Raw genomic sequence first — 24196 nt, 5'->3', positions numbered from 1 at the left:
TGGTGTTTTTTGTTAAATTCTTTCGGCTATCCAATGAGAAATGAAGGCGGGTTTTGCTCCTCCTATTTTCTGAGCATAGTGATAGAGTTCTACTAAATTATGAGCATCGTCTAAATACCTGCCTTTGCTTTTAAAGCCTTGCATTTCGTCGCCCATAAAAGTTTCGGAAAGGAAGTTGATATCGTACTCTTTGATTGTAAACTCACGGTGGTTGCGTTCAGTCATCATATCCAATGCCCATTGAGTGTATTTCACATTGTTCACGTGAGCATTCATATCAAGGTCGCTCACACGCACTTTAAATTGGTTCACTTGTTGCATATCATCGGGTAAAGCAATGCGTTCGGTGCGGAAATTAAGACCTCCATCGGTACGTGGGTAAAAAATTTCTTGTTGTTCAGTGAGTTCTATAGGGCGGCGGGTTGCTATGTCCATTGTAATCCAAGTGCTAGCACATTCGCCTATTTTTTGGTCGTTGTAATAGAGTTCAAACTCGCGGAAAGCATAGACCCCTTGTACTGGTAACGACCAAGTTTTCACAGTGATACGCTCATTCCACTGAGGCCAGTAGTTCATTTTAAGTTTTTGCTGAATCAGTGCCCAGAAGAAGCCTTTTTGCACTAATTGTTTGTAACCAAATCCTAAATAAGCTGCGTGTTCAGCAGCGATATCTTGGAGCATTCCTAATAGTCCGTATAATCCTAACTGATTGTTTAAATTCACTTGAGTGCTACGCACTTTATAAGTTTCGGTGAAAATTGTTTTATTATAGTCCATTGTAATATATTTTTAGGTTTATGATTGCAATAATTTTTCGAGGGTATGCACTACACCTGCGTGATTGTTGTCGTATTCGGTTACATAGTTAGCAAGCGCTTTGAGTTCCTCTTGCGCGTTGAGCATTGCATAACTATAAGTAGCCTGCTGAATGAGCTCTACATCGTTTAAATGGTCGCCAAATACCACAGTTTCATCAGGAGAGATGTTCAGTTGTGATTGTAAGTGCGCGATAGCATCCCCTTTATTCACATCTTTACCCGTGATATCCAGCCATATTTCTCCTGATACCACTACGTTAAACTCATTGCTATACTGTTTGAGGTACTGATATGAATTGAAACGAGAAATACCTCTATCACACACTGTTATCTTAAAAATATCATCATCGATAGCGGCAAAATCGGTTACATGAGTATGGGCGGGATAATGGCGAGCAATCTCATTGAAAATCCACTCGTCATCAGTTTTTACATAAGCGCTTTTCTTTCCGCAAAGGGCTACCCCTATTTGCTGAATCTCATTACAAGTACGCAAGATAGGAAAGAAAGAAGTAAAAGCGATAGGTCGCTCAAAAAGTGTATTACCTTGATACACAAGTGATGCCCCATTATCAGGAGCATAGGCTATTCGCTCTTTGATAGGTGCAAAAAGCTCGTGCAAACTCTGTAGTTGTCTGCCACTTGCTGCACAAAAAAGAATACCTTTCTGTTCAATAGTTTTGAACACTTCCCAAAAGCTATTGGGGATTTCCTTTTGGTTATTTACCAAAGTACCATCTATATCGGAAACAATAAGCTTGATCATATTATAATTTGGTACGAGCTGCACCGGTTGTTTGTCAATTTTCTAATTTGCTAATTTTTGATGTATTGATATTAAAATAAGAAAAGCTCTCCTTGGAGAAAGGAAAGCTTTCATTGGTTTACTATAAACCCGTGTAAAAATATTTACACAAAACAACACAACTAAATCTTATGAAGCGGTCTGGACGGGACTCGAACCCGCGACCCCATGCGTGACAGGCATGTATTCTAACCAACTGAACTACCAGACCATTTATCAGTAAATTGTGCAATTCATTTCTTCATTGCGGTTGCAAAAGTACAACTATTTTCAATACCTGCAAATTTTTTGAAGACTTTTTTTTATTTTTTTTTGAACTTTTTTCAAACCCTACTGATAATGAACATTTTGCATTATCACATATTTGAGGTGCGACTGGCAGTTTTTAGGTGTAATTCCAGTGCATTACTATCGGTAAGGCTCGCTACATAGCAGGTAATGCCCATCACTTTGTCGTATATAGACCCTTCTTTGCGGTATTTTTCAGGTAATTTTTTTAGCAAAAGTTTGTCAAATGATGTTTCCCTTCCATTCTCACTATTGATAATTGCCGTAAAAAAGATATCTAATAAATGCTGTAAAATCACATAGCCCGAAACTTCTTTCTCTACTACTTCGTCCGATTGATAGATGCGTTCTACACTGCAATCGATTACATCGGTGATTTGGTGACGGTATTTACTATTATATAATAAGGACTGATGAAAATCACCTGCGAGAATTGCTTCTTCATTCTGTAAGAAAATATCGGTAGCATCTTGCACCAATGCTCCAATCACTACAGCACGCAAATAAGCAATGCGCTCTTCCTTTGTTTGCAGTTTAGTGTATTTTTGAGTATTGATGCGATTATCGATGATAGCCCCTAAATATTCTAAAGCGAGTTCTTCGCTGATAAGCCCCAAGTTGATACCATCTTCAAAATCTATAATAGTATAACAAATATCATCGGCAGCCTCTACCAAGAAAGCCAATGGATGGCGCGCATAACGCAATTCACCCGCCTCACTATTCGATTTGAGCCCTAAAGTATCTGCTACTTCTTTAAAGAAAGCCTTATCACCTTGAAAGAATCCATATTTTTTATCGGCTATTCTATTGGTTGGGCGTATAGGCAATGATTCTTTAGGATATTTAGTGAAAGCCCCCAAAGTAGCATACGTAAGGCGCAAACCACCCTCTACTCCTAAGCGCGTTTCGTTGAGGATTCTAAAACCATTGGCATTTCCCTCGAAGTTACACAAATCGGCATACTCGGCATCACTGAGCAGGTGCTTGATAGCTGTTCCTTTTTTAAACTGAAAGAACTCACCTATCGCTTTTTCACCACTATGCCCAAAAGGTGGATTACCAATATCGTGTGCCACGGCTGCTGCTGCAATAATAGCCCCAAAATCATTGGTTTGATACCCTAATTCGCGCAAGTGAGGGTATTTGTTGAGCAGATGTTTACCAACCGAACGCCCCAAACTGCGCCCTACCACTGACACTTCTATACTATGAGTGAGGCGGGTATGCACAAAACCTGTTTTAGAAAGCGGAATTACCTGTGTTTTATCTTGCAGACTGCGGAAAGCACTTGAGAAGACCACACGATCGTAGTCCATATCAAAACTGAGACGTGTTTCGTCCTCTTTGAGGCGAGGTCGTGGAGTAATATCCCCATATTTATTTAATGAAAGTAATTTTTCCCAAATCATATTTTTTCAATTAACGATTGACAATTAAAAATTGCCCGTTTAGTATTCAATCCGCAAAAATACAAATAATTTGTAAATTAATGATTTATTAGAAAAATATTCCTTACATTTGCGCACTAATTTAAATCAATACTATGAAAAAAATCAATTTCATTCTACTACTTCTTACCTTTTACTTCTTACCTTTTACTTTAACAGCTCAACAAGGTGGTATGTGGATACCCTCTCTTCTCGAAGGTATGAATGCTAAGGAAATGAAATCCTTAGGTATGAAAATGTCGGTAAGCGATATTTATAGCATTAACAAATCAAGCTTGAAAGATGCTGTACCTCATTTCAATGGCGGTTGTACTGCCGAAATAATTTCTAATCAAGGACTCTTGCTTACAAACCACCACTGTGGTTACGGACAAATACAGGCACATTCGTCTGTGCAAAACGACTATCTTACTGATGGTTTTTGGGCTAAAAATCTATCGGAAGAATTACCTAACAAGAATTTGGTAGTTACCTTTATCGTTCGCATTGAAGATGTAACCAAAAAAGTACTCGCCGACACACAAAACCTCAGCGATGAAACCCTACGTGAAGCCCAAATACAAAGAAATATAGCCTCTTTAGTAAAAAACTCACCTAAAGAAAGCTGGCAAGAAAACCGCATTCGTGCCTTTTATGAAGGCAACCAATATATCCTTTTTGTAGTTGAAACCTTTAAAGATGTACGCTTAGTAGGCGCTCCCCCTTCCTCTATTGGTAAATTTGGTTCTGACACTGATAACTGGGTGTGGCCTCGCCATACAGGTGACTTCTCTCTCTTCCGCGTCTATGCCGACAAAAATAACCGCCCTGCCGAGTACTCCAAAGACAATGTCCCCTATCGCCCTAAACACTTCTTCCCAATATCGCTCAAAGGCGTGAAAGCAGGTGATTTCACAATGGTCTTTGGCTATCCTGGTCGTACTGAAGAGTACCTTCCTGCCGTAGCTGTAGAACAAATTGTGAATGTACTCAACCCTGCTAAAATAGGCATTCGAGATGTGATTCTCAAAACCCAAGACGGATTTATGCGCGCCAATAACGAAATAAAAATCAAATATGCCTCTAAATATGCTAGCGTTGCTAACTATTGGAAAAAATGGATAGGCGAAACTCAAGGTTTGAAAAAATCGAATGCTGTGGCTATCAAACGCGCTCAAGAACAGAAATTTATAAAAGAAGTTGAAAAACGCGGTAAAACTGCTGAATACGGACATATTTTACCTCAATTTGCTGAAAAATATGCTAAAATACAAGATTATGCTTTAGCAACCGACCTCTATTGGGAACTCGCTCAACGCAATATCGACCTAATTGCCAATGGTTACAAAATACTCCAACTTCGCAATGCCTTACGTGAAAAAGGCTCTCAATCGTTCGCTGACCGAAAGAAAAACCTTTTAAACAACTTTGAAACTGTATTCAAAAACTACGATATAAACGTAGATAAAGCTGTGTTTGAACAAGCGATTAACTACTACGCTAAAACAATGCCTAAAGCCTTGCTATCTCCTAACCTCCACCAATTTGATGCGCACGCTTTAGCCGATAAACTTTACAAAGAATCGTTTTTAGCCTCTAAAGCCGAAATGGACAAAGTGCTCAATCTTCCTGACGACGCTTTTGAAAAACGTCTCAAAAACGATGTGGGAGTACAATTTGTAGACCAAATCATCGCTCATTTCTATGAAACTGTAATGCCTACTTATCAAAACTTAGGCAGTGAAATAGCTGCTCTACAACGCACTTATATGAAGGCTATTTTAGAGTTTTCTAAACCTCAAGACCGCATCTTCCCCGATGCTAACAGCACCTTGCGCGTTACTTATGGCAAGGTAACGGGCTATTCCCCTTCAGATGCTGTAACTTATGATTATATAACTTATTTAGACGGGGTTATGGAAAAATATGTACCTAATGACTACGAATTTGATGTACCCGCTAAGTTACGTGAGCTCTACGAGAAAAAAGACTACGGCATCTATAGTGTTAATGGCAAAATGCCAGTGTGCTTTATAGCGACGAATCACACCACAGGAGGAAACTCAGGAAGTCCTGCTATTGATGCGCAAGGCAACCTCATCGGGCTCAATTTCGACCGCGTATGGGAAGGCACAATGAGTGATATACACTACGATCCTAAAATATGTCGCAACATAATGGTAGATATACGCTATGTGCTTTTCATTATAGATAAATACGCTGGAGCAGGCTATCTGTTAAACGAAATGAAACTGGTGAAATAATGACGAGTTACGAGTTACGAATGACGATAAATGAAATTGCTTATACTTTACATATCACTATTTTATCTCATAGGCTGTAACCTCTTTCAAGGAAAACAACCAGCAGAGGGAAGTGCTATAGTAGAGGAAAAGCAGGTAGAAACGTTTGTGCCAGTGGAGAAGGAGTTGTATGTCATTGATAAGGAAGAACGGGAAGATTATTATCTTTTCGGAGAGAAAATAAAAATAAGTGCAGAAGGAACTGAGTTTTACAAAACTAACAGAGGAGATTATATAAAAAAGAAAGATGTAGGCGATTGGAATACCCTGAAAACTAAAATCACTGGGGATGATCTTATAAAAAACGTAGATATTAACGGAAATTCTAACGATAGTATCTCTAAATACCTGAGTATAGATCAAATTTCTTATAAAGAATATCAAGAAGCTCTTAGAAATAAGATAGATTTTCTCATAGAAGACACCCTTGCAATTGTAAAAAAGAATAGCAAACTTACCTTCCCTTGTGAGCATAAAACAGTTTATCTAAAAGACCAGTCTGATAACGTTGAAGATCCTTTTTCTACAACCTATGCTTATGTAGGGAATGTTCCTATTCTCAATCAATATTTAGTTTTTGAAGATTCTGAAGATTTTTATGCTTATATTTTTATAGATAAAACCACTGGTAAGCAAACTGATTTTGAGCGTTTTCCCTTTCTCTCTCCCGATAAGAAGTATATCATTACAATAGGGAGAGCTTATGAGGATTTAGTGGGAACGATTTCTTTGTATCGCATAAAAAGCATTAAACCATTTGTGATTGAAACTTTAGTAAATGAATACACAAAATGGTGGGCAGCCTATGATTTTGATAAAGAACCCATCTTTTTTAGTAAAAATGGTTTCTTATACGCCCCGATGAATGTTATCCCAAACTTTTTTGACGAGCATAATAATCCTAACAAACAGCGAATGTATATCAAGATAGGAATTAGAAATTAGAAATTAGTAAACAGCATTATAACTAATCTATGAAATACTTTATCTCTCTTATTTTAACACTATTGTTTGCTGGCTGTAACCTTTTTCAAGGGCAACAGCAGGCAGAGCAAGATGTAGCTCTTACTGAAGAACCTCAAATACAAACAGAAACTTCTGCTAAAGAGGTTAAACTTACAGAAAAAGAGCTTTTAGAAACAATGGGAGATACTTCTGACACTAAGGATTTTGGGAAATATTTTACTATAGCAAAGATTTCAAAGCAGGAATATCTACAAGCATTGAAACATCGCTATTATTTCCTCTCTAACGACAACTTAAGAATTGAAAAACAAGATGGTGTGATTGAACTTCCTTGTAAAAATAAAATCGTTAGAATGGAAGACACTGAGCAATCTGAAAATGATGGAGATGCTGAGATATACGATTATTTAGGTGAAATACCTGATTTAAATCAATATGTAGTGAGATATACAGTTTATAGAGCTCAAGAAATTCTTTTTATTGATAAACAAACAGGTAATCAGACTAAAATGGAGGGCGAACCACTCTTATCACCTGATAAAAACTATGTAATAGGAACACATAGCAATGCTTTGGGAACATTTTTAATGTTTTATAAAGTAAAACAAGCAAAATCATTCACTTTAAAAGAACTTATTACTGTTACCCCTCAATATTGGACAATTGATTACAATGAAAAAGAACCAATATTCTTTAGCAAAAACAACTATCTGTATATATCTATAACATTTAAAGAAAATTACAATCAACGAGAATATATTAAAATAGGTATTAGGGATTAGGTGTCAGGTGTTAGACATCAGGTATCAAACATCACACTTTCTTATCTCTTACCTCTTAACTAAAAAAACTATGGAATTAAACAAACTAATTGACCACACGCTTCTAAAAGCTACAGCTACCATTAGCGAGATTGAAACTCTTTGTAAAGAGGCTGTGGACTACGATTTTTATTCGGTATGTGTGAATAGCAGCTATGTAGCAACTGCTAAAAAATTCTTAGCTGGCACTGATATCAAGGTGTGTAGCGTAGTAGGCTTCCCCTTAGGAGCAATGTCGGCTAAAGCTAAATATTTTGAAACGGGTGAAGCCCTTGCCGATGGCGCTGATGAGATTGATATGGTACTCAATGTAGGTTGGCTCAAATCGGGGGAGGTGAACCAAGTGTTAGACGAAATTATCGCTCTTAAACGCTGTGTAGGCGAGAATCGCGTACTAAAAGTAATTCTTGAAACTTGTTACCTTACCGACGAAGAAAAACGCTTAGCTTGCCGTTTAGCTCTTGACGCTCAAGCCGATTTTGTAAAAACTTCTACCGGCTTTGGTACCGGGGGCGCAACACTTGCCGATGTAAAACTGATGAAAGAATGTGTGCAACACAAGGCTAAAGTAAAAGCCTCTGGAGGTATACGCGACTATGAAACAGCTATCCAATACGTAAACCTTGGTGTTGAGCGCATAGGCACTTCTAACGGAATTGCTATCTTAAAAGGAGAGAAAGGAACCGGCTACTAATGAAGATTATCAGTTACAATGTAAATGGCATAAGGGCAGCCCTCACCAAAGGCTTTGCTGATTGGCTGAAAAGTGCTAACCCCGATGTACTATGTTTGCAAGAGATAAAAGCCCTTGAAGACCAAATACCTACAGAAGTATTTACTGAATTAGGGTATACTTACCAATATTATCACAGTGCCGAAAAGAAAGGTTATAGCGGTGTGGCTATTCTCTCTAAAATCGAACCTAAACACGTGGAAGTAGGCACAGGAATTGACTATATGGACAAGGAAGGACGGGTGCTTCGTGCTGATTTTGAGACACTCTCAGTAATGAGTCTCTATTTGCCCTCAGGCACCAACATTGATCGTTTGGATTTCAAACTCACTTTTATGGCTGACTTCCAAAAGTATATTGATAAGCTCAAACAAACAGTGCCTAACCTCGTTATCTGTGGTGATTACAACATTTGTCACGAAGCTATAGACATACACGACCCTGTGCGCAATGCTACTGTATCAGGCTTCTTGCCCGTAGAGCGCGAGTGGTTAGACAAGTTTATGAAGAGTGGTTTTATTGATAGTTTTCGTTACTTCCACAAAGAGCCACATCAGTACTCGTGGTGGAGCTATCGCGCCAATGCTCGCAACAACAACAAAGGTTGGCGGATTGACTATCACTTAGTATCAGCCCCTTTAGAAAACCGAATGGAACGTGCGCTTATCCTTCCTGAGGCAAAACACAGCGACCACTGTCCTATTGTATTAGAAATTAGAAGTTAGGAGATAGAAAAAAGCTGTTGAACAAATTATAATGTTCAACAGCTTTTTTTATTGTCTGCCACGCTGTGGCTACCAACGAATGATGGCACTTGCCCAAGTGAAACCACTACCAAAGGCAGCAAGTACTACGAGGTCGCCGTCCTTGATTTTGCCTTGTTGAACTGCTTCAGTAAGAGCAATAGGCACAGAAGCGGCGGTAGTGTTACCGTATTTCATTATATTGTTAAACACCTGCTCATCAGTGAGTTTGAATTGGTGTTGTACAAATTGTGAGATACGCAAATTAGCTTGGTGAGGAATCAGCATATTGATATCTTCGCGAGAAAGTCCGTTAGTTTTTAGTCCTTCTTCAATCACTTCGGCAAAGCGCACTACAGCATTTTTAAATACAAACTGACCGTTCATATTAGGATAATAACTCACATCATCAGGGTCGTTTTCAGCCAATATTTGAGGCACCCATTTGGTACCTACCCCAGGGGCTATCATTGCTAATTGCTCGGCGTGCTCACCTTGGCTGTGCAAGTGAGTAGAGAGAATACCACGTTTGGGGTTATCGGAGCGAGAAACGATAGCAGCCCCTGCACCATCACCAAAAAGCACCGCCATATTGCGACCGCGAGTAGTCATATCTAAGGCAGGTGATTGGGTTTCAGCACCTATCACAAGGATATTTTTGTACATCCCCGTTTTGATATACTGGTCGGCTACTGAAAGGGCATAGATAAAGCCCGAACATTGGTTGCGAATATCGAGAGCTCCCACGTTTGGCAAGCCTAATTCTTTTTGTACTAATACCCCACAACCAGGGAAGTAGAAATCGGGGCTGAGGGTTGCAAATACGATAAAATCAATTTCTTCTTTATTAATTTTAGCGGCTTCAATAGCTTTTAAACTCGCTTTCACCCCCATTGAGGTAGTAGTATCACTGCCTTTTAGGGCGTGACGACGCTCTTTGATACCAGTGCGTTCTTGAATCCATTCATCGCTAGTATCCATTAGTTTCGACAAGTCGTCGTTAGTAACTACATTGTCAGGGACATAAAATCCTAATCCCTTAATTCTTGATGTATACATATTTTTAGTTTTTAGTTGTCTAAATAAACACTTCTAATAAATCCATCCCTTTAGTTTTCACCTCTAACTTGTGGCAAGAAGCAGGGAAAAGCACTGTTTCACCTTGTTTGATAGGCAATTCGGTAGTGCCATCACCGATGGTACCTTCACCTTTTACGCACATATAGATATGGAAAGAATCATCTTGAGCAAGCGACTTCTCAAAACCAGCTGTAAGAGGCAATAAATTAGTAATAAAATAGGGGCAATTCACCACTTTATTCACCTCATTAGCATTTTGAGTGTACTGCACTTTAAAGTCGTCTTTTTTCTCATAGTCGATGGCATCGAGAGCGAGTTCAGTGTGGAGTTCACGCAAGTTGCCATTTTTATCGCGACGGTTGAAGTCGTACACGCGGTAGGTGATGTCGCTAGTTTGTTGTATTTCGGCAATGATAATTCCCTTACCTATGGCGTGCACTTTGCCTGTATTGATGAAGAAAGTATCGCCGTCTTTCACTTTTTCATAGTTGAGAATATCAGTAAGCGTACCATTGTCTAAATGCTGTTGATACTCTTCTTTGGTAACCGTTTTGTTGAATCCTACAATCAATTCAGCACCTGCATCAGCATGAAGCACATACCACATTTCGGTTTTACCAAAAGAATTGTGGCGTTCTTTTGCCAATTTATCGTTAGGATGTACTTGTATAGAGAGGTCTTCACGTGCATCTATAAATTTAATAAGGATAGGGAAATCGCGACCAAAACGCTGGTGTACGTGTTTGCCTAATAGTTCATTAGGGTACAAATCAATAAGTTCTTGGAGACTTTTACCTTCAAGAGCGCCGTTGGCTACTATGGAGATATCGCCTGGTACTCCTGATACTTCCCAGCTTTCGCCTGTAATATCACTTTCAATAGGTTTGTTGAATAATGTTTTTAGTTTAGTCCCTCCCCAAAGACGTTCTTTGAGGATGGGTTTAAATTTTATTGGATACATTTTTATTAAGGTTGTTAATTAAACAGGGCAAAGATAATAAATAATTACGAATGACGAATAATGAATGACGTTTTTTTCAATTAAATAGTCCTTTCTTATACTGTTGATTTCGATAATACAGCATAAAAATATAGGCAGGAATTGCTATAACAGCCGATAAACCCACAGCTAAAGTAGGTAGCATTATAAGTCCGTATATCAAAAATGTGATAACATCTATGGTGAGAAAATAGTTTTTGGAATTGAAAGAAGTTTTCTTTTTTAGAACAATAGGGAGGAGTATATAAAGTAGGAATGGAGCAATAACTAAGAGTTTGTTGAGGGTATTCAGCACCCAATCACCATGTCTATACGATTCAAAGAGCAGCATCATAGGTACAGCAAAAGTTCCTACAAGGGCTTGTAATCCTTCTAATGAAAAGGAATGTAACTCAGGCATTCCTAATTTTGTTATATGATTGAATACATTGTAAAGACAAACTAATATTATATAGCAAATTACCACAATATAGCCATTACGCTTTATATTTTTAGTGAGTAAATTCATATTTTCTGTTATTTATGCCTATACACTTCTTCGAAAGGCAATCTAAACCTTTCACCCCATATACCGCGTTCTTCGCGAAGGCCACAAGCTACAACCATAGTCACCTCAGCCCCATAAGGCAAGTGCAAAAGTTTCTTAATACGACGGCTATCATACCCACCTAAGGGACAAGTATCATACCCTTCCTCTGCCATTGCTAACATAAAAGTTTGCGCTACAAGCCCGCAGCTTTTATGTACATCCACGCGCATATCACTTTCAGAGAGTTCTCGCACCATAGGGCGAAACCAACTGATGACCACCCCAAACAGTTTGCGAAAAGCACCTAGTAAGCCGAAAAAACGACTGTATACAAAGGGGATTAGTTTGCCGTAATACCTCTCTCTATCTTTAATGCGTTTGGCTTGACGTTCAGGCGGACTGTTGCGCTGTATATTACCGCGCTCAAATTCCAAAATCATCTCAGCGTGCTGACGGTGTTTGTCTTGTCGAGTCACGAAAACGACCATCTGTTGTGCCGTGGTTGCTGAAAGCTGCCCCAAACAGACTTGTGCTAATTTTTCTAACAAAGTTTTATCAGTAATATGATAAAACTCATACAGTTGCATGTTGAAACCACTAGGTGCTAGTGTAGCGAGCCTAAGGCATTCACGCACCTTTTCCTCACTAATGGGCGTAGGAGCGAAATAACGTACCGCCCTGCGGAAATTTAAAATATCTTTTAACATAGGATTAGTGTTTAGCAGTCAGCTAAAATTACCGACATTTCTTGTCAATTTTTAGTTTATGGCAGCAAATTTACAAAAAGAAACTGAAAAAACAAACTATTGCTAATTTGCTAATTATTTGTACCTTTGCCCTTTGATTTAGAACATTCTGTAATATGAACGATAATTCCTCTTATCACATTCCCGTTTTGTTGCAACAAAGTGTTGAGGGTTTGGCAATTAAGCCCAATGGCACTTATGTAGATGTCACCTTTGGCGGCGGCGGTCATTCGCGTGAAATCCTCAAACATTTAGGCAATGAGGGGCGACTTTTTGCTTTCGACCAAGATACTGATGCAGCTGCCAATGCAATAGCCGACGACCGTTTTACACTCATTCAGCAGAATTTCAAATATTTGCGACAATACTTGCGTTTCTATGGTGTTACGCAAGTAGACGGGGTTTTAGGTGATTTTGGGGTTTCTTCTCATCAATTTGATGTAGCCGAACGCGGTTTTTCTACTCGTTTTGAAGGTACTTTGGATATGCGTATGAACCAAAATGCAACGGTTTCGGCTAAAGAAATTGTAAATGAATATGATGAAGAAGATTTAAGCCGATTGTTTTTCAACTATGGCGAACTAAAAAATGCCAAAGCTATCGCTCGAGCGATTATCAATTATAGAGCACAAAAGCCTATTCAATTAGGCAGTGAGTTACAAGAAGCTGTAAAGAGTTTTCTACCCAAGTTCAAAGAAAACAAAGTGTTAGCGCAAATCTATCAGGCGATACGCATAGAGGTAAATGGCGAAATGGAGGCTTTAGAATCGTTTTTATTACAACTGCCCGATGTGGTAAAACCTGGGGGACGCATCAGTCTCATCAGTTATCACTCGCTTGAAGACCGTGCCGTGAAACGCTTTATACGCGACGGACAATTAGAAGGCACTCCCGAAAAAGATTGGTTTGGCAATGTGTCAGTTCCGTTTAAAAAAGTAGGCGGACTTATCACTCCTACCGATAGTGAAATTGCAATGAATAACCGAGCGCGCAGTGCTAAACTTCGCATTGCTGAACGCATAAACTCTTAATTCTTAACTTTTAGATAAAAAATGGGAAGAGCTACCGACGAAATTAAAAATATACTACGCGGAAAGTTTTTTGTAGGCAAAGACGCTTTTAAAAGCTGGATGTTTGTAGGCTTTCTGTTTGTGCTGATTATCATAGTGATTACCAGCTCACAGCGGGTAGATGCTAAAGTACACCAAATAGCCAAACTGAATGAAGAGGTGAATGAACTCAAAAGTCAGTTTGTGGATGTGCGTTCGCGTTTGCAGAAAGTGCGATTAGAATCATCACTATTAGAGCAATTAGATTCTAAAGGACTGAAACAGCCAGAGAAACCACCACAAAAAATTAAAGTAATCGTAGAAGAATAACATAACAAAAAGGAGATAAAGCATTGGAAAAAAGCGACAAAAAAATAACGGCTCGCACTTATTTCGTAGCATTGGTAATCCTGCTAATGATTGTAGTGATTGCCATAAAACTTATCAAAATACAAATAGAGGGAGAGGAATATCGCGCCAAAGTAGACGAAACTACCTTGCGCGAGGCTGATATTATCCCCAGTCAGGGCAATTTATACTCCGATGATGGGAGTTTATTGGCTACCTCGGTAACTCGTTACGATATTCGTTGGGATGGGATAGCCCCTTCTAAAGCCAATTTCAACAAATATGTAAAGCCGCTAAGTGATTCACTTTCAATAATGTTTGGTCGTCCAAGTAACTACTATTTGAATCTACTTAAAAAAGAGCGCAATTTAAAGAACAGATATCTACTGATAGCTAGCAATTTAGGTTATAGTGAATACGCGCGTATCAAAAAATTTCCACTGTTTAACAAAGGTCCTTACAAAGGAGGAATCATTATAGAGAAAAACATCAAACGCGAATATCCGTTAGGAGGAATTGCCCACCGCAGTATTGGTTATGCCCGTACCGATGAAACTGGCTACACTACCCGCGTAGGGCTTGAAGGTGCTTATGCCAATTACCTTTTGGGCACCAAAGGACGACGTTTAGAACAGAAAATTGCCAAAGGACAGTGGAAACTCGCTAGTGGGTTTGATATTATAGAACCTAAAGATGGTTATGATGTAGTCTCTACTATCAACATCAACATACAAGATATTGCACACCACGCACTGCTCACCCAGCTTAAAAAATACAAAGCGCAACACGGTTGTGTGATTGTAATGGAAGTGAGTACAGGTGAGATAAAAGCTATTTCTAATCTTGAGTTAAACAAAAAAACCGACACCTATACCGAGCGTTATAACTTTGCTATAGGCGAAGCTCACGAACCTGGATCAGTATTCAAATTGATGACAGTTGTCGCTGCTATGGAAACCCGCAATATCGACACCACTTATGTAGTGGATATAAAAGACGGGAAACAACAGTACTACGATAAGACTTTTCAGGATTCACAACATCACTTCACAGGGCGCATTAGCTTAAACAAAGCTTTTTCGGTATCCTCAAACGTGGGGATGACCGAGTTAGTACACTCACTATTTGCGAAAAACCCTTCGGATTTTACTACCCAATTGCTAAGTATGAACCTCAACCAGCAGTTAGGTTTGCCCATATTAGGAGAAGGAGAGCCTTTTATTCCTACACCACGCGACAAACTGTGGAGTGGGGTAACTCTCGAATCTATGTCGATAGGTTATGCCGTGAAAATCACCCCCTTACAGAGCTTGGCTTTCTACAATGCTATTGCCAATGGCGGAGTAATGGTAAAACCCCGAATGATCAAGGAAGTAAAAGAATGGAATAAGACGATAGAAAAGTTTAATGTTGAGATTATCAACGGAAAAGTGTGTTCTAAACAAACAGCTGATAAAGCTAAAGGAATGCTTGCCGATGTGGTGAGACGCTCATACGGATCAGGACATCGCCTCTATTCTCCCGATTTTTCGATGGCAGGCAAAACAGGAACTGCTCGTAAGAACTACGCCAATGCCGATGCAAGCAAACTGAGTTATATATCCTCATTTGCAGGATTTTTCCCAGTAGATAACCCAAAATATTCTTGTATAGTAGTCATTCACGAACCCGACCGCAGCGTGGGGATTTATGGTGCCGATGTATCGGGACCTGTTTTCAAAAGTATAGCTCATAAAATCTATACCAACTCACTGTTGATGGACACCGTAGAAGATGTAGAAAATGTATCGGAAAAGACTACTAAAAACTATGAAGATTACTACGCTAAGGCTGCAAAATACAAAACTGTAATGCCCGATCTTACGGGTATGAATGTAATGGACGCTATTGCCCTACTCGAAAATATGGGCTTACGAGTAAAATTTTCGGGCGAAGGCAAGGTAAGTAGTCAATCAGTTGCTAAAGGCACCAAAGTAGCGAACAATACCATAGTAGTTTTACAATGTGGAGAATTAACTGATAGAACTAACGACTAAAAATAATGCTCTTTGATGATTGGAAAGACAAATCCCCTTTGAAAATTTCTTCTACTTTACTTTGGGACTATGACCTCTCTACTTTCAATTGGGAGAAAGGGAAATTAATAGTTGTACAACGTATTGTAGAAAGAGGGTGGGACAACGATTTTTATGCCGCTATACAATTGTATGGGGGCTTAGAAGCCTTTATAGAAATAGTAAAACAAGTACCTTATCTTAACGAAAGAGATATGAATTTCGTTTCAAAGGCTTTTCTAATAGATTTAAATGATTTACAATGTTACAAGAACAAACAGTACCGAGAGCAACTTTTGAACTCCTAAAAAAGTTTTTGAACATTCGCCTTTGTAAAATGAAAATATTCTTTATCACAACATTCGTTTTCATCACCTCATTAGCTGTAGCGCAACCTTGCTCTTACAAAGATTTAGAGCAAACAATAACAAGTCTTTATACTAAAGTAAAACCTTGCAATCTCTCTATTGCTAAAATGGATTTTACTCCTGTTCTTTTATATAAAGAAACTGATTTTTTAGGTGCGATTGGCACTCACAAAAAGCGATTGGTAGTTCAGTTTACAAGTATTAAAAAAGATAATACACAACCATCATTATACCAAGTAGAAGGCTGGACACGTGTAGCTAAAAACACCCGTAAGTTTAGAGGAACTATTATTATAAACACACTAAAAACACTTGTAAATACTGAAGAAACCGACTTTAAGGAAGAAGGAATTGCTGAAGGTAACTTTCTTTTTGATGAATATGAAAACCTTCCTGTAACAGGTATTTTTAAGGGGAAAGTATTACTTTGTTGGGCTATTTCTAACAAAGGCAATTTAGAGTATAACGATTTCTATGAAGGAGCTGACCCTTATTTCAACAATGCTTTTATTGGAACGTGGACAAGCAAACAAACACAGAAAACACAACAAGTGAGTTGGGCACATCTTCGCGTACCTTGTTCAGGTGATTTAGATATAGGGGCAGGAGAGTTTATTCCCAATAAGAAATACTTAAAATACGGCTGGGACGAATTTATCAACGAAATGAAAGCCCAATACCCTGGCTATACTCCTTATAATTAGTATAAAAAATACTAACATATACAATAATCAATCAATAAATACATTATGGCTAAAATACAAGTAAAAAATTCAGATATAACTGTAATAAATCAATATGATAACGATTATATTTGTTTGACTGATATGACAACTACTTTTAAGGAAGGAAGTGGCTTAATAGGAAAATGGATAAGTAATAAAAACACTTTAGAATATTTAGGAATATGGGAAAATATCAATAATCCAAATTTTAATTACCCCGAATTCGGGGTAATTGGACAAGAAGCAGGAACAAATCGTTTTATGATGTCTGTTGGTCAATGGATAGAGCGTACTAATGCTATTGGTATGATAGTGAAAGCAGGACGTTATGGAGGAACTTATGCTAATAAAGATATTGCTTTTAATTTTGCAATGTGGTTAAGTCCTGAATTTCAAATTTATCTTGTTAATGAATTTCAGAGACTTAAAGATGATGAAAATAGCAGACTCAAATTAGAATGGAATTTACAAAGAACATTAGCAAAAGTAAATTATCAAATACATACTGATGCTATAAAAGATAATCTTATTCCACAAGAAATCAGTAATGAACAAGCAAAAAACATTTATGCAAATGAGGCAGATTTATTAAATGTTGCTCTTTTTGGAGTTACAGCAAAAGAATGGAGAAATAGCAATATAGATAAAAAAGGAAACATACGAGATTATGCAACAATAGAACAATTGGTTGTCTTGAGCAATATGGAAAGTATAAACGCTTTATTAATTAGACAAGGTTTGTCTCAGTCGGAAAGATTAATTTATCTCAATAAAACAGCTATCACTCAAATGAAATCATTACTTCAATCTAAAACAATTAAACAAGTAAAATCTAATAAATAAATTAGCTAATTAACAGACTTATCATATAAAAACTACTCCCAACAACTAAAAACTAATAACTAATGACTAATTTAAACACATTACTTAAAAACATCTCTATAAAGGCTTCTCTTTATGAAGAAGACAAACCTATTACTTCTGTTTGCTTTGATTCTCGCAAGGTGGAAAAAGGAAGTATGTTTGTTGCTATTTCTGGCACTCAATCTAACGGACACGAATATATAGACCAAGCCACTCGCAGTGGGGCAACCGCTATCGTTTGTGAACAATTACCCCAATTGCTCTTCCCCGATGTGAGCTATATCATTGTACCTAATACCCATAGTGCCTTAGCTCTTATCGCAGCTAACTTCTATGGTAATCCTTCCGAAAAACTTACCTTAGTAGGCGTTACAGGCACTAACGGAAAGACTACTATTGCAACGCTTCTCTACCAATTGTTTAGAAAAGCAGGACAAAAAGCAGGCTTGCTCTCTACCGTAGCAGTATACGTAGACGACCAGCGTTTTGAAGCTACCCACACCACCCCCGACCCTCTTCAACTAAATCATTATCTGCATTTAATGGTAGAACAAGGGGTGAAATACTGCTTTATGGAAGTCAGTTCGCACGGTATCGACCAGCATCGCACCGAAGGGCTACAGTTTGCAGGTGGTATTTTCACTAACCTCACCCGTGATCACCTCGACTATCACAAAACCTTCGCTGCCTATCGCGATGTGAAAAAGCGTTTCTTTGATGCGTTGCCTGCTACCGCTTTTGCCTTAGTAAACAACGATGATAAAAATGGGGCTTTTATGCTACAAAACACCAAAGCCCAAAAGAAAACTTACGCTCTCAAAACCTATTCAGATTATAAAGCTTATATCATCGAAAGCAGATTTGATGGCTTGTTGTTGCGCATAAATCAGCACGAGGTATGGACAAAACTCATAGGTGAGTTCAATGCCTATAACCTTTTGGCAGTATATGCAGCAGCTACACTTTTAGGTATTGATGAAATTGATGCTCTTACACTCATCAGTGCTATAGAACCCGTGGCTGGACGTTTTCAGTACGCCGTATCGGCTACGGGAGTCATTACCATAGTGGATTACGCTCATACCCCCGATGCGCTTGAAAACGTGCTGAAAACCATCAACGATATACGCACTCACAACGAGACGCTCACTACTGTAATGGGTTGTGGGGGCAATCGCGACAAAGGCAAACGCCCTATAATGGCTGATATCGCTACAACCCTCAGCGACAATGTCATCCTCACTTCTGACAACCCTCGCAATGAAGAACCTGAGACGATTCTTGCCGAAATGGAACAAGGGGTACAGCCACAACACTTCCACAAAGTACAAACCATTACCGACCGTCGCCAGGCAATACAATCCGTTTGTAAGAACGCCCAAAAAGGCGATATCATCCTCATTGCCGGTAAGGGACACGAAACTTACCAAGAAATTAAAGGGGTTAGACACCATTTTGACGACTTTGAAATTGTACGCGAGTTTTTAGAATTGTACAAGAAGTAGGGAGTTAGGAATTACGAATTAAAAATTAGACTTTGCTAAGAGTTTTAGGACTCTTAGCAAAGTTTTTTTACATCATCATCCCTCGTCATTATTTTTGCGTTTTCTTCAGTAAACAACCTTCAAAACTGACAATCTTTCAAAAAATATCTTTACAGCGGTTTCTATTTTGATATTCTGTTAAAAATCGAGAATGTTATAAAAAAGTGTTAAAAAGTTAATATTTGTTAATTTTGAAACTTTTATTTTGTTATTACGAAAGATATTGATACTTTTGAGCCGTTAAAACAAATAAAAGTATGGATAACACACACAAAATCGCTTCGTTTATCTTCTGTTTACTTTTTCCTTTTTGGCTAATAGCCCAGGAAGTAACTATCAAAGGTACCGTAAAAGATCAGGACGGTCTAGAATTGCCTGGGGCTGCTATTGTTATCAAAGGCACCAATAAAGGTATGGCTACCGATTGGAATGGAAACTTTGAAATCAAAGCTCATCAGGGGGATATTTTGGTATTCTCAACTATCGGCTATGCTCCTAAAGAGGTAAAAGTAGGTAAGGAACACAACCTAAACATCGTTCTTTCTGTTGATGTACTTGAGCTTGAAGGTACTGAGGTAGTAGCTGTCGCTTATGGAACTACCGATAAAAAATCGTTTACAGGCTCTATGGCTACTATCAAAGCCGAAACTATTCAGGCTAAACAAACTACCGATGTAGCCAAAACCTTAGAGGGGGCTGTAGCAGGGGTACAAATCTCCACTTCTTCAGGGCAACCAGGGAGTAGTTCGGCTATCCGCATTAGGGGGATTGGCTCTATCAATGCTTCTAGTTCTCCACTTATCATCTTAGATGGTGTACCTTTTGAAGGAACACTCAACGCTATCAACAACAGCGATATAGAGAGTGTGAACGTACTAAAAGATGCTTCTTCTTCAGCACTTTATGGGGCTCGTGGCGCTAATGGGGTGGTACTCATCACTACCAAAAGTGGTTCTAAAGGTCGCTTATCTATCACTTTAGACAGTAAGTTGGGCTTCAACTATCGCGGTATTCCTGAGTACGATATCATCAGCAGCCCATCCGAATACTACGAAACCCTTTGGTCTGCACTCTACAATCAGAATTTGTACACTCAAAATCAGGCTGATGCCTTGGCGCGCAGCAATGCTAGTAAGTCGCTCATTGGCAATGTGGGTAGTGGTTACAACATCTATAATGTAGCCGATGACCAAGTGGTGCTCCCTAACGGCAAACTCAACCCTGCAGCTTCTATCAAATATTCTGATGCGGCAACTTTCAACCAATGGGAGAAAGCGCTCTTCAACAACCGTGTGCGCAAAGAACACAATTTGAGTATGACCAAAGGTACAGAACACAATAGTTTCTATTTTTCTTTTGGTTATTTAGGCGATGAAGGGTATAATATGAATACTTATTTCAATCGCTATGCAACTCGTTTTTCTTATAAGGGGGATATCACTTCTTGGCTTAAGACCAATGCTTCCTCTATGATTACTTATACTGAACAACAAGGAAGTACAGAAGATAATGGCTACGACAACCCTTTTGCGTGGACGCGTACCATTGCTCCTATTTACCCTATCTATGAACACGATGCCAATGGCAATCGCTTGAGTACTTACGACTATGGGATTACCCGAAAATTCAACGATAATACCAATCCCGTGGCAACACAACGCGAGAACTTGAACTACAATCGCGATTACTATTTCAATCAGTCGCTTTCATTAGATGCAACGCTACATAAAAATCTTACCCTTTCTGCCAATGGTAATTTCTATGCCAATTTCTACGATGTGAATTACTTCACTACCCCATTAGGAGGAGCTGGCAAGAACTATGGTGGCTCATCTACTAAGTACAAATCGGATAATATAGTAATGACCTTCAACCAATTGTTGCGCTATAATAAAAACTGGGACGACTATGGTTTTGAAGCCTTTTTAGGACACGAAACTTATCTGAAGCGTTTTGGTACCATTGAAGGATCTAAGAAAAATTTTGTAGATCCGCGCAATAGTGAGTTCAACAATGCGGCTGTACTCAGTTCGCTCACTTCATACTCTCGTCGTTATTTTGTAGAAGGCTACTTCGGTCAGATAAATGCTAATTATAAACATAAGTATTATCTATCAGGCAGTTTGCGCCGCGATGGGTCTTCGGTTTTTGCTCCCGAAAATCGTTGGGGTACTTTCTGGTCAGTTGGGGCATCGTGGTTGCTCAGCGAAGAAAAATTCTTAGAAAAAGCGAAATTCGTTGATTTGATAAAACTAAAACTCAGCTATGGGGTACAAGGGAACGATGCTCTTTACCTCCCTGGAGGTGGGCGTTCGTACGTACCTTATATGACGCTCTATAGCGTAAGTACCAATGGTAATACCCCAGGGCTTGAAGCCAGCTATAAAGGTAATCGCAATATTACTTGGGAAGAGAGTGGCAACCTCAATGCAGGGATAGAACTAGGGTTCTTTAGAAACCGACTTACCTTAGAGGCTGACTATTTTGTAAAGAAAACTAAAGATTTGTTATTCAATATGCCGCTGCCTGCTTCTACTGGTTTTTCTTCAGAACCGCGCAACGTTGCCGATATGATGAACAAAGGATTTGAATTTTCACTAGGAATAACCCCAGTACGCACCGACAATGTGCAGTGGACAATCTCGCTAAACGGATTGCACTACAAAAACGAAATCACTCGCCTACCTGAAGAATTGCGCGAAAAAGGACTCTCAAGCGGCTATCAAATACTAAAAGAGGGTGGTAGTATCTACGATTTCTATATGGTGAAATGGGGAGGCGTAAATCCCGCTAATGGTGATGCGCAATTTTATGTAAAAAATGCGACTACGGGTGAATATGAACTAAAAGGCAGTGCTGATTACGATAGTTCTAGCAAACAATATGTTGGCACCTCTATCCCCGATTTGCAAGGAGGCTTTGGCACAACGCTTAGCGCCTATAATTTCGACCTTGCGGTACAATTTTCTTACCAATTCGGTGGTAAATTCTACGACTCTCAGTACGCTAACCTAATGCACTCTGGCGACTTGGGTAGAACTTGGCATACTGATATTCGCAATCGTTGGACTCCTGAAAACACTACCTCCGACATTCCTCGATTGGAGTTTGCAAACCAAAAGGTGCTTAGTCTTTCCGATCGTTTTATAGTATCATCAGACTATTTATCACTGCGCAATGTGAGTTTAGGCTACACTTTCAACCGTGAAGTAATTGAAAAATTAGGACTCACAAAACTGCGTTACTACATCACTGCCGACAACGTATATTTGTGGAGCAAACGCAAAGGATTAGACCCCCGCACCAGCTTGGCAGGTAGCAATGACTATGCAGTATATAGCCCAATCCGCACGGTATCAATGGGATTAACACTCAATTTTTAAAATCGTAAAAGCTATGAAAAAATATATACTTTCCGCCGCTTTTCTATCACTGCTTATTACTGCTTGTTCTAAGAGTGATTTCGACCCCAAGGTAAACGAGTACCTCACCGACCAACGCAAAGAGGAACTCAAAGCCGATGTACAAACTAAAGCCAACCTCCTACAAGTAGAACTCAACGGTATTTACAACAACAATGTAGCACTACAGAGTAACTATCACGATTCGTTTGGGCTGAAGTCTATCCATCTGTCGTCAGACCTTACAGGGCTTGATATGGTACAAGCATCATATCACTGGTTTGGCTATGACTATTATTTCGATATGCGCAATGCAAACTATTCGCGCACTAGCTTTATGTGGTCTTTCCTCTATCGACAAATCAGTGCTATCAACACGATTTTAGCCGATTATTTTTCGGAAGTTCCCGCTGAGCAAGTGCTCTATCAAAAATATGCTGAACTCAAGTCGTTACGCGCGATTTACTATTTCTATTTGGTGAATTTGTATCAACATTCTTACAAAGGCAACGAGTCTAAATTAGGGGTGCCCCTAATGCTCAAACCTACCGATGGCAAACTACCGCGTGCCACAGTAGCCGAAGTATATCGTCAAATGGAAGAAGACCTATCAGTGGTAGATGATGCCCGCTTTACCATCACCGAAAGCAAAGAAGATGTAGACAAAGCTGTCGCTGCTGCTTATTTTGCCAAAGTGTATGCACACAAAGAGGAGTGGGCAAAGGTAGCCCAATACGCCCAAATTGTACTCAACGCAACCGATTTCAATTATACTTCTATGGCTGAAGTGCAAGGAGCTAAATGGGATATCAGTAATACCTCTTGGCTTTGGGGGTATGATATCACTCAGCAGACTACAACTTCCTTTGGGTCTTTCTATTCGCATATCGATAATACCATAACACAAGGCTATGCTGGGGGTTCAGGAGCTTATAAAAATATGTACAGCAACCTCTATGCTAAGATAGCCGATACTGATGTACGTAAGAAAATATATATCAATAGTACACTTTTCCCCACAATCGCCGATCGTTATGGATTACCCAATTACGCCAATGTGAAATACGCTACCGACCAGCGTTTCTTAAGTGATTACTGCTTCATACGCATAGAAGACCCTTTCTTTTTGTATGTAGAGGCTTTGGTAGAACAGAACAATTTGAGCGCTGCTAAAACTGCCCTTGAAGACTTTATGCACGACTATCGCGACCCTTCTTACACGCTCACTGCTACCACTCAAGCGGCTATGCGAGACGAAGTACGCACTCAGCGCCGCATAGAGTTATGGGGTGAGGGTACTTCATTCTTCGATTTCAAACGTTGGCATTTAGGGGTAGACCGAAATGAGGCTGGCAGCAACCATACTTTTATGGTAAAAGTACCCGCTGGCGATAAACGTTGGGTATACCAAATACCACAAGATGAAATAGAATCAAACTCACAAATGGTGCAAAACGAATAAAAAACATAAAAACCTAAATAGACACGAACTACCTAAAAAAGTATCCTTTTTTGGGTAGTTCTTTTTTATATCACGTAAGTATTGGCTAATTAGCAAATTAGTCGTACCTTTGCCCCCTT

At 39.1% G+C, this 24196-nt stretch carries 21 protein-coding genes and 1 tRNA gene; 14 read left to right on the top strand and 8 right to left on the bottom strand.

Annotated elements, in window-relative coordinates; translation table 11 throughout:
* Positions 1-12: 12 nt before the first annotated feature.
* The 4 genes from CGC57_RS11090 to dgt all read right to left on the bottom strand — a co-directional run bounded on the left by CGC57_RS11090 (position 13) and on the right by dgt (position 3323).
* Positions 13-777 carry an acyl-[acyl-carrier-protein] thioesterase gene (locus CGC57_RS11090; protein ID WP_095899176.1) on the bottom strand — a complete coding sequence of 255 codons (765 nt, stop codon included), beginning with the start codon at positions 775-777 and terminating at the stop codon, positions 13-15.
* An 18-nt stretch (positions 778-795) separates the two neighbouring features.
* Positions 796-1584 carry an HAD family hydrolase gene (locus CGC57_RS11085; protein ID WP_095899175.1) on the bottom strand — a complete coding sequence of 263 codons (789 nt, stop codon included), beginning with the start codon at positions 1582-1584 and terminating at the stop codon, positions 796-798.
* Between the two features lie 176 nt (positions 1585-1760).
* Positions 1761-1834 (bottom strand) — tRNA-Asp (locus CGC57_RS11080).
* Between the two features lie 145 nt (positions 1835-1979).
* Positions 1980-3323: a dGTP triphosphohydrolase gene (dgt, locus tag CGC57_RS11075; protein ID WP_095899174.1), complete on the bottom strand. Its 1344-nt coding sequence runs from the start codon at positions 3321-3323 to the stop codon at positions 1980-1982.
* 134 nt (positions 3324-3457) lie between these two features.
* Here dgt and CGC57_RS11070 point away from each other — a divergent pair, with 134 nt between their 5' ends.
* From CGC57_RS11070 to CGC57_RS11050, 5 genes are all read left to right on the top strand, one after another.
* Positions 3458-5605, top strand: a complete 2148-nt coding sequence (locus CGC57_RS11070; RefSeq protein WP_095899173.1) for a S46 family peptidase — start codon at positions 3458-3460, stop codon at positions 5603-5605.
* Between the two features lie 30 nt (positions 5606-5635).
* A complete protein-coding gene (locus CGC57_RS11065; protein WP_095899172.1) occupies positions 5636-6589 on the top strand; it encodes a hypothetical protein in 954 nt (317 codons plus the stop codon).
* Positions 6590-6618: 29 nt separating this feature from the next.
* A complete protein-coding gene (locus CGC57_RS11060; protein ID WP_095899171.1) occupies positions 6619-7392 on the top strand; it encodes a YdgH/BhsA/McbA family protein in 774 nt (257 codons plus the stop codon).
* A gap of 70 nt (positions 7393-7462) precedes the next feature.
* On the top strand, positions 7463-8125 hold the full coding sequence (gene deoC / locus CGC57_RS11055; protein WP_095899170.1) for a deoxyribose-phosphate aldolase: 663 nt from the start codon (positions 7463-7465) through the stop codon (positions 8123-8125).
* Positions 8125-8889 carry an exodeoxyribonuclease III gene (locus CGC57_RS11050; protein ID WP_095899169.1) on the top strand — a complete coding sequence of 255 codons (765 nt, stop codon included), beginning with the start codon at positions 8125-8127 and terminating at the stop codon, positions 8887-8889. The genes deoC and CGC57_RS11050 overlap by 1 nt, the downstream gene beginning before the upstream one ends.
* Positions 8890-8958: 69 nt before the next feature.
* On the opposite strand, the gene CGC57_RS11045 is transcribed toward CGC57_RS11050, so the two are convergent.
* The 4 genes from CGC57_RS11045 to CGC57_RS11030 form a co-directional block, all read right to left on the bottom strand.
* On the bottom strand, positions 8959-9966 hold the full coding sequence (locus CGC57_RS11045; RefSeq protein WP_095899168.1) for a beta-ketoacyl-ACP synthase III: 1008 nt from the start codon (positions 9964-9966) through the stop codon (positions 8959-8961).
* 19 nt (positions 9967-9985) lie between these two features.
* Complete coding sequence (locus CGC57_RS11040) at positions 9986-10948, bottom strand: type I phosphomannose isomerase catalytic subunit (protein WP_002677546.1); 963 nt, start codon at positions 10946-10948, stop codon at positions 9986-9988.
* A gap of 76 nt (positions 10949-11024) precedes the next feature.
* Positions 11025-11495 (bottom strand): hypothetical protein, encoded by a 471-nt coding sequence (locus CGC57_RS11035; protein ID WP_095899167.1) that lies wholly within the window; start codon positions 11493-11495, stop codon positions 11025-11027.
* An 8-nt stretch (positions 11496-11503) separates the two neighbouring features.
* Positions 11504-12223, bottom strand: coding sequence for a nitroreductase family protein (locus CGC57_RS11030; RefSeq protein ID WP_002677268.1), 720 nt, complete (start codon positions 12221-12223; stop codon positions 11504-11506).
* Positions 12224-12378: 155 nt separating this feature from the next.
* Here CGC57_RS11030 and rsmH point away from each other — a divergent pair, with 155 nt between their 5' ends.
* From rsmH to CGC57_RS10985, 9 genes are all read left to right on the top strand, one after another.
* Positions 12379-13293 carry a 16S rRNA (cytosine(1402)-N(4))-methyltransferase RsmH gene (rsmH, locus tag CGC57_RS11025; RefSeq protein ID WP_095899166.1) on the top strand — a complete coding sequence of 305 codons (915 nt, stop codon included), beginning with the start codon at positions 12379-12381 and terminating at the stop codon, positions 13291-13293.
* A 21-nt stretch (positions 13294-13314) separates the two neighbouring features.
* A complete protein-coding gene (locus CGC57_RS11020) occupies positions 13315-13641 on the top strand; it encodes an FtsL-like putative cell division protein (RefSeq protein WP_002677480.1) in 327 nt (108 codons plus the stop codon).
* A gap of 23 nt (positions 13642-13664) precedes the next feature.
* The gene (locus tag CGC57_RS11015; protein ID WP_095899165.1) at positions 13665-15695 is read left to right on the top strand and encodes a PASTA domain-containing penicillin-binding protein; all 2031 of its coding nucleotides are present in this window, start codon (positions 13665-13667) and stop codon (positions 15693-15695) included.
* 5 nt (positions 15696-15700) lie between these two features.
* Positions 15701-16021 (top strand): DUF6922 domain-containing protein, encoded by a 321-nt coding sequence (locus CGC57_RS11010; protein ID WP_095899164.1) that lies wholly within the window; start codon positions 15701-15703, stop codon positions 16019-16021.
* The gene (locus tag CGC57_RS11005; protein WP_232747240.1) at positions 15976-16785 is read left to right on the top strand and encodes a hypothetical protein; all 810 of its coding nucleotides are present in this window, start codon (positions 15976-15978) and stop codon (positions 16783-16785) included. Before CGC57_RS11010 ends, CGC57_RS11005 begins: the two co-directional genes overlap by 46 nt.
* 45 nt (positions 16786-16830) lie before the next feature.
* The gene (locus CGC57_RS11000) at positions 16831-17649 is read left to right on the top strand and encodes a KilA-N domain-containing protein (RefSeq protein ID WP_095899162.1); all 819 of its coding nucleotides are present in this window, start codon (positions 16831-16833) and stop codon (positions 17647-17649) included.
* Between the two features lie 62 nt (positions 17650-17711).
* Positions 17712-19175, top strand: coding sequence for a UDP-N-acetylmuramoyl-L-alanyl-D-glutamate--2,6-diaminopimelate ligase (locus CGC57_RS10995; protein ID WP_095899161.1), 1464 nt, complete (start codon positions 17712-17714; stop codon positions 19173-19175).
* A 296-nt stretch (positions 19176-19471) separates the two neighbouring features.
* Positions 19472-22597, top strand: coding sequence for a SusC/RagA family TonB-linked outer membrane protein (locus tag CGC57_RS10990; RefSeq protein WP_002677244.1), 3126 nt, complete (start codon positions 19472-19474; stop codon positions 22595-22597).
* 13 nt (positions 22598-22610) lie between these two features.
* Complete coding sequence (locus tag CGC57_RS10985) at positions 22611-24077, top strand: RagB/SusD family nutrient uptake outer membrane protein (protein WP_095899160.1); 1467 nt, start codon at positions 22611-22613, stop codon at positions 24075-24077.
* The last annotated feature ends 119 nt before the right edge of the window (positions 24078-24196 follow it).

It is taken from the genome of Capnocytophaga sputigena (genome assembly GCF_002302495.1).
GTDB classification, from domain to species: domain Bacteria; phylum Bacteroidota; class Bacteroidia; order Flavobacteriales; family Flavobacteriaceae; genus Capnocytophaga; species Capnocytophaga sputigena.
Note: the sequence above shows the minus strand (reverse complement) of the source record. Positions and strands in the feature narration are given on the sequence as shown.

Excerpts from the sequence above, each read along its gene's own strand:
- CGC57_RS11040 (WP_002677546.1), bottom strand. The coding sequence starts at position 10,948 with ATGTATCCAATAAAATTTAAACCCATCCTCAAAGAACGTCTTTGGGGA.
- CGC57_RS11090 (WP_095899176.1), bottom strand. The coding sequence starts at position 777 with ATGGACTATAATAAAACAATTTTCACCGAAACTTATAAAGTGCGTAGC.
- CGC57_RS11065 (WP_095899172.1), top strand. The coding sequence starts at position 5,636 with ATGAAATTGCTTATACTTTACATATCACTATTTTATCTCATAGGCTGT.
- CGC57_RS11050 (WP_095899169.1), top strand. The coding sequence starts at position 8,125 with ATGAAGATTATCAGTTACAATGTAAATGGCATAAGGGCAGCCCTCACC.
- CGC57_RS11085 (WP_095899175.1), bottom strand. The coding sequence starts at position 1,584 with ATGATCAAGCTTATTGTTTCCGATATAGATGGTACTTTGGTAAATAAC.
- CGC57_RS11060 (WP_095899171.1), top strand. The coding sequence starts at position 6,619 with ATGAAATACTTTATCTCTCTTATTTTAACACTATTGTTTGCTGGCTGT.
- CGC57_RS11035 (WP_095899167.1), bottom strand. The coding sequence starts at position 11,495 with ATGAATTTACTCACTAAAAATATAAAGCGTAATGGCTATATTGTGGTA.
- CGC57_RS11070 (WP_095899173.1), top strand. The coding sequence starts at position 3,458 with ATGAAAAAAATCAATTTCATTCTACTACTTCTTACCTTTTACTTCTTA.
- CGC57_RS10985 (WP_095899160.1), top strand. The coding sequence starts at position 22,611 with ATGAAAAAATATATACTTTCCGCCGCTTTTCTATCACTGCTTATTACT.
- CGC57_RS11000 (WP_095899162.1), top strand. The coding sequence starts at position 16,831 with ATGGCTAAAATACAAGTAAAAAATTCAGATATAACTGTAATAAATCAA.
- CGC57_RS11030 (WP_002677268.1), bottom strand. The coding sequence starts at position 12,223 with ATGTTAAAAGATATTTTAAATTTCCGCAGGGCGGTACGTTATTTCGCT.
- rsmH (WP_095899166.1), top strand. The coding sequence starts at position 12,379 with ATGAACGATAATTCCTCTTATCACATTCCCGTTTTGTTGCAACAAAGT.
- CGC57_RS11020 (WP_002677480.1), top strand. The coding sequence starts at position 13,315 with ATGGGAAGAGCTACCGACGAAATTAAAAATATACTACGCGGAAAGTTT.
- CGC57_RS10995 (WP_095899161.1), top strand. The coding sequence starts at position 17,712 with ATGACTAATTTAAACACATTACTTAAAAACATCTCTATAAAGGCTTCT.
- CGC57_RS10990 (WP_002677244.1), top strand. The coding sequence starts at position 19,472 with ATGGATAACACACACAAAATCGCTTCGTTTATCTTCTGTTTACTTTTT.
- dgt (WP_095899174.1), bottom strand. The coding sequence starts at position 3,323 with ATGATTTGGGAAAAATTACTTTCATTAAATAAATATGGGGATATTACT.
- CGC57_RS11045 (WP_095899168.1), bottom strand. The coding sequence starts at position 9,966 with ATGTATACATCAAGAATTAAGGGATTAGGATTTTATGTCCCTGACAAT.
- CGC57_RS11005 (WP_232747240.1), top strand. The coding sequence starts at position 15,976 with ATGTTACAAGAACAAACAGTACCGAGAGCAACTTTTGAACTCCTAAAA.
- CGC57_RS11010 (WP_095899164.1), top strand. The coding sequence starts at position 15,701 with ATGCTCTTTGATGATTGGAAAGACAAATCCCCTTTGAAAATTTCTTCT.
- deoC (WP_095899170.1), top strand. The coding sequence starts at position 7,463 with ATGGAATTAAACAAACTAATTGACCACACGCTTCTAAAAGCTACAGCT.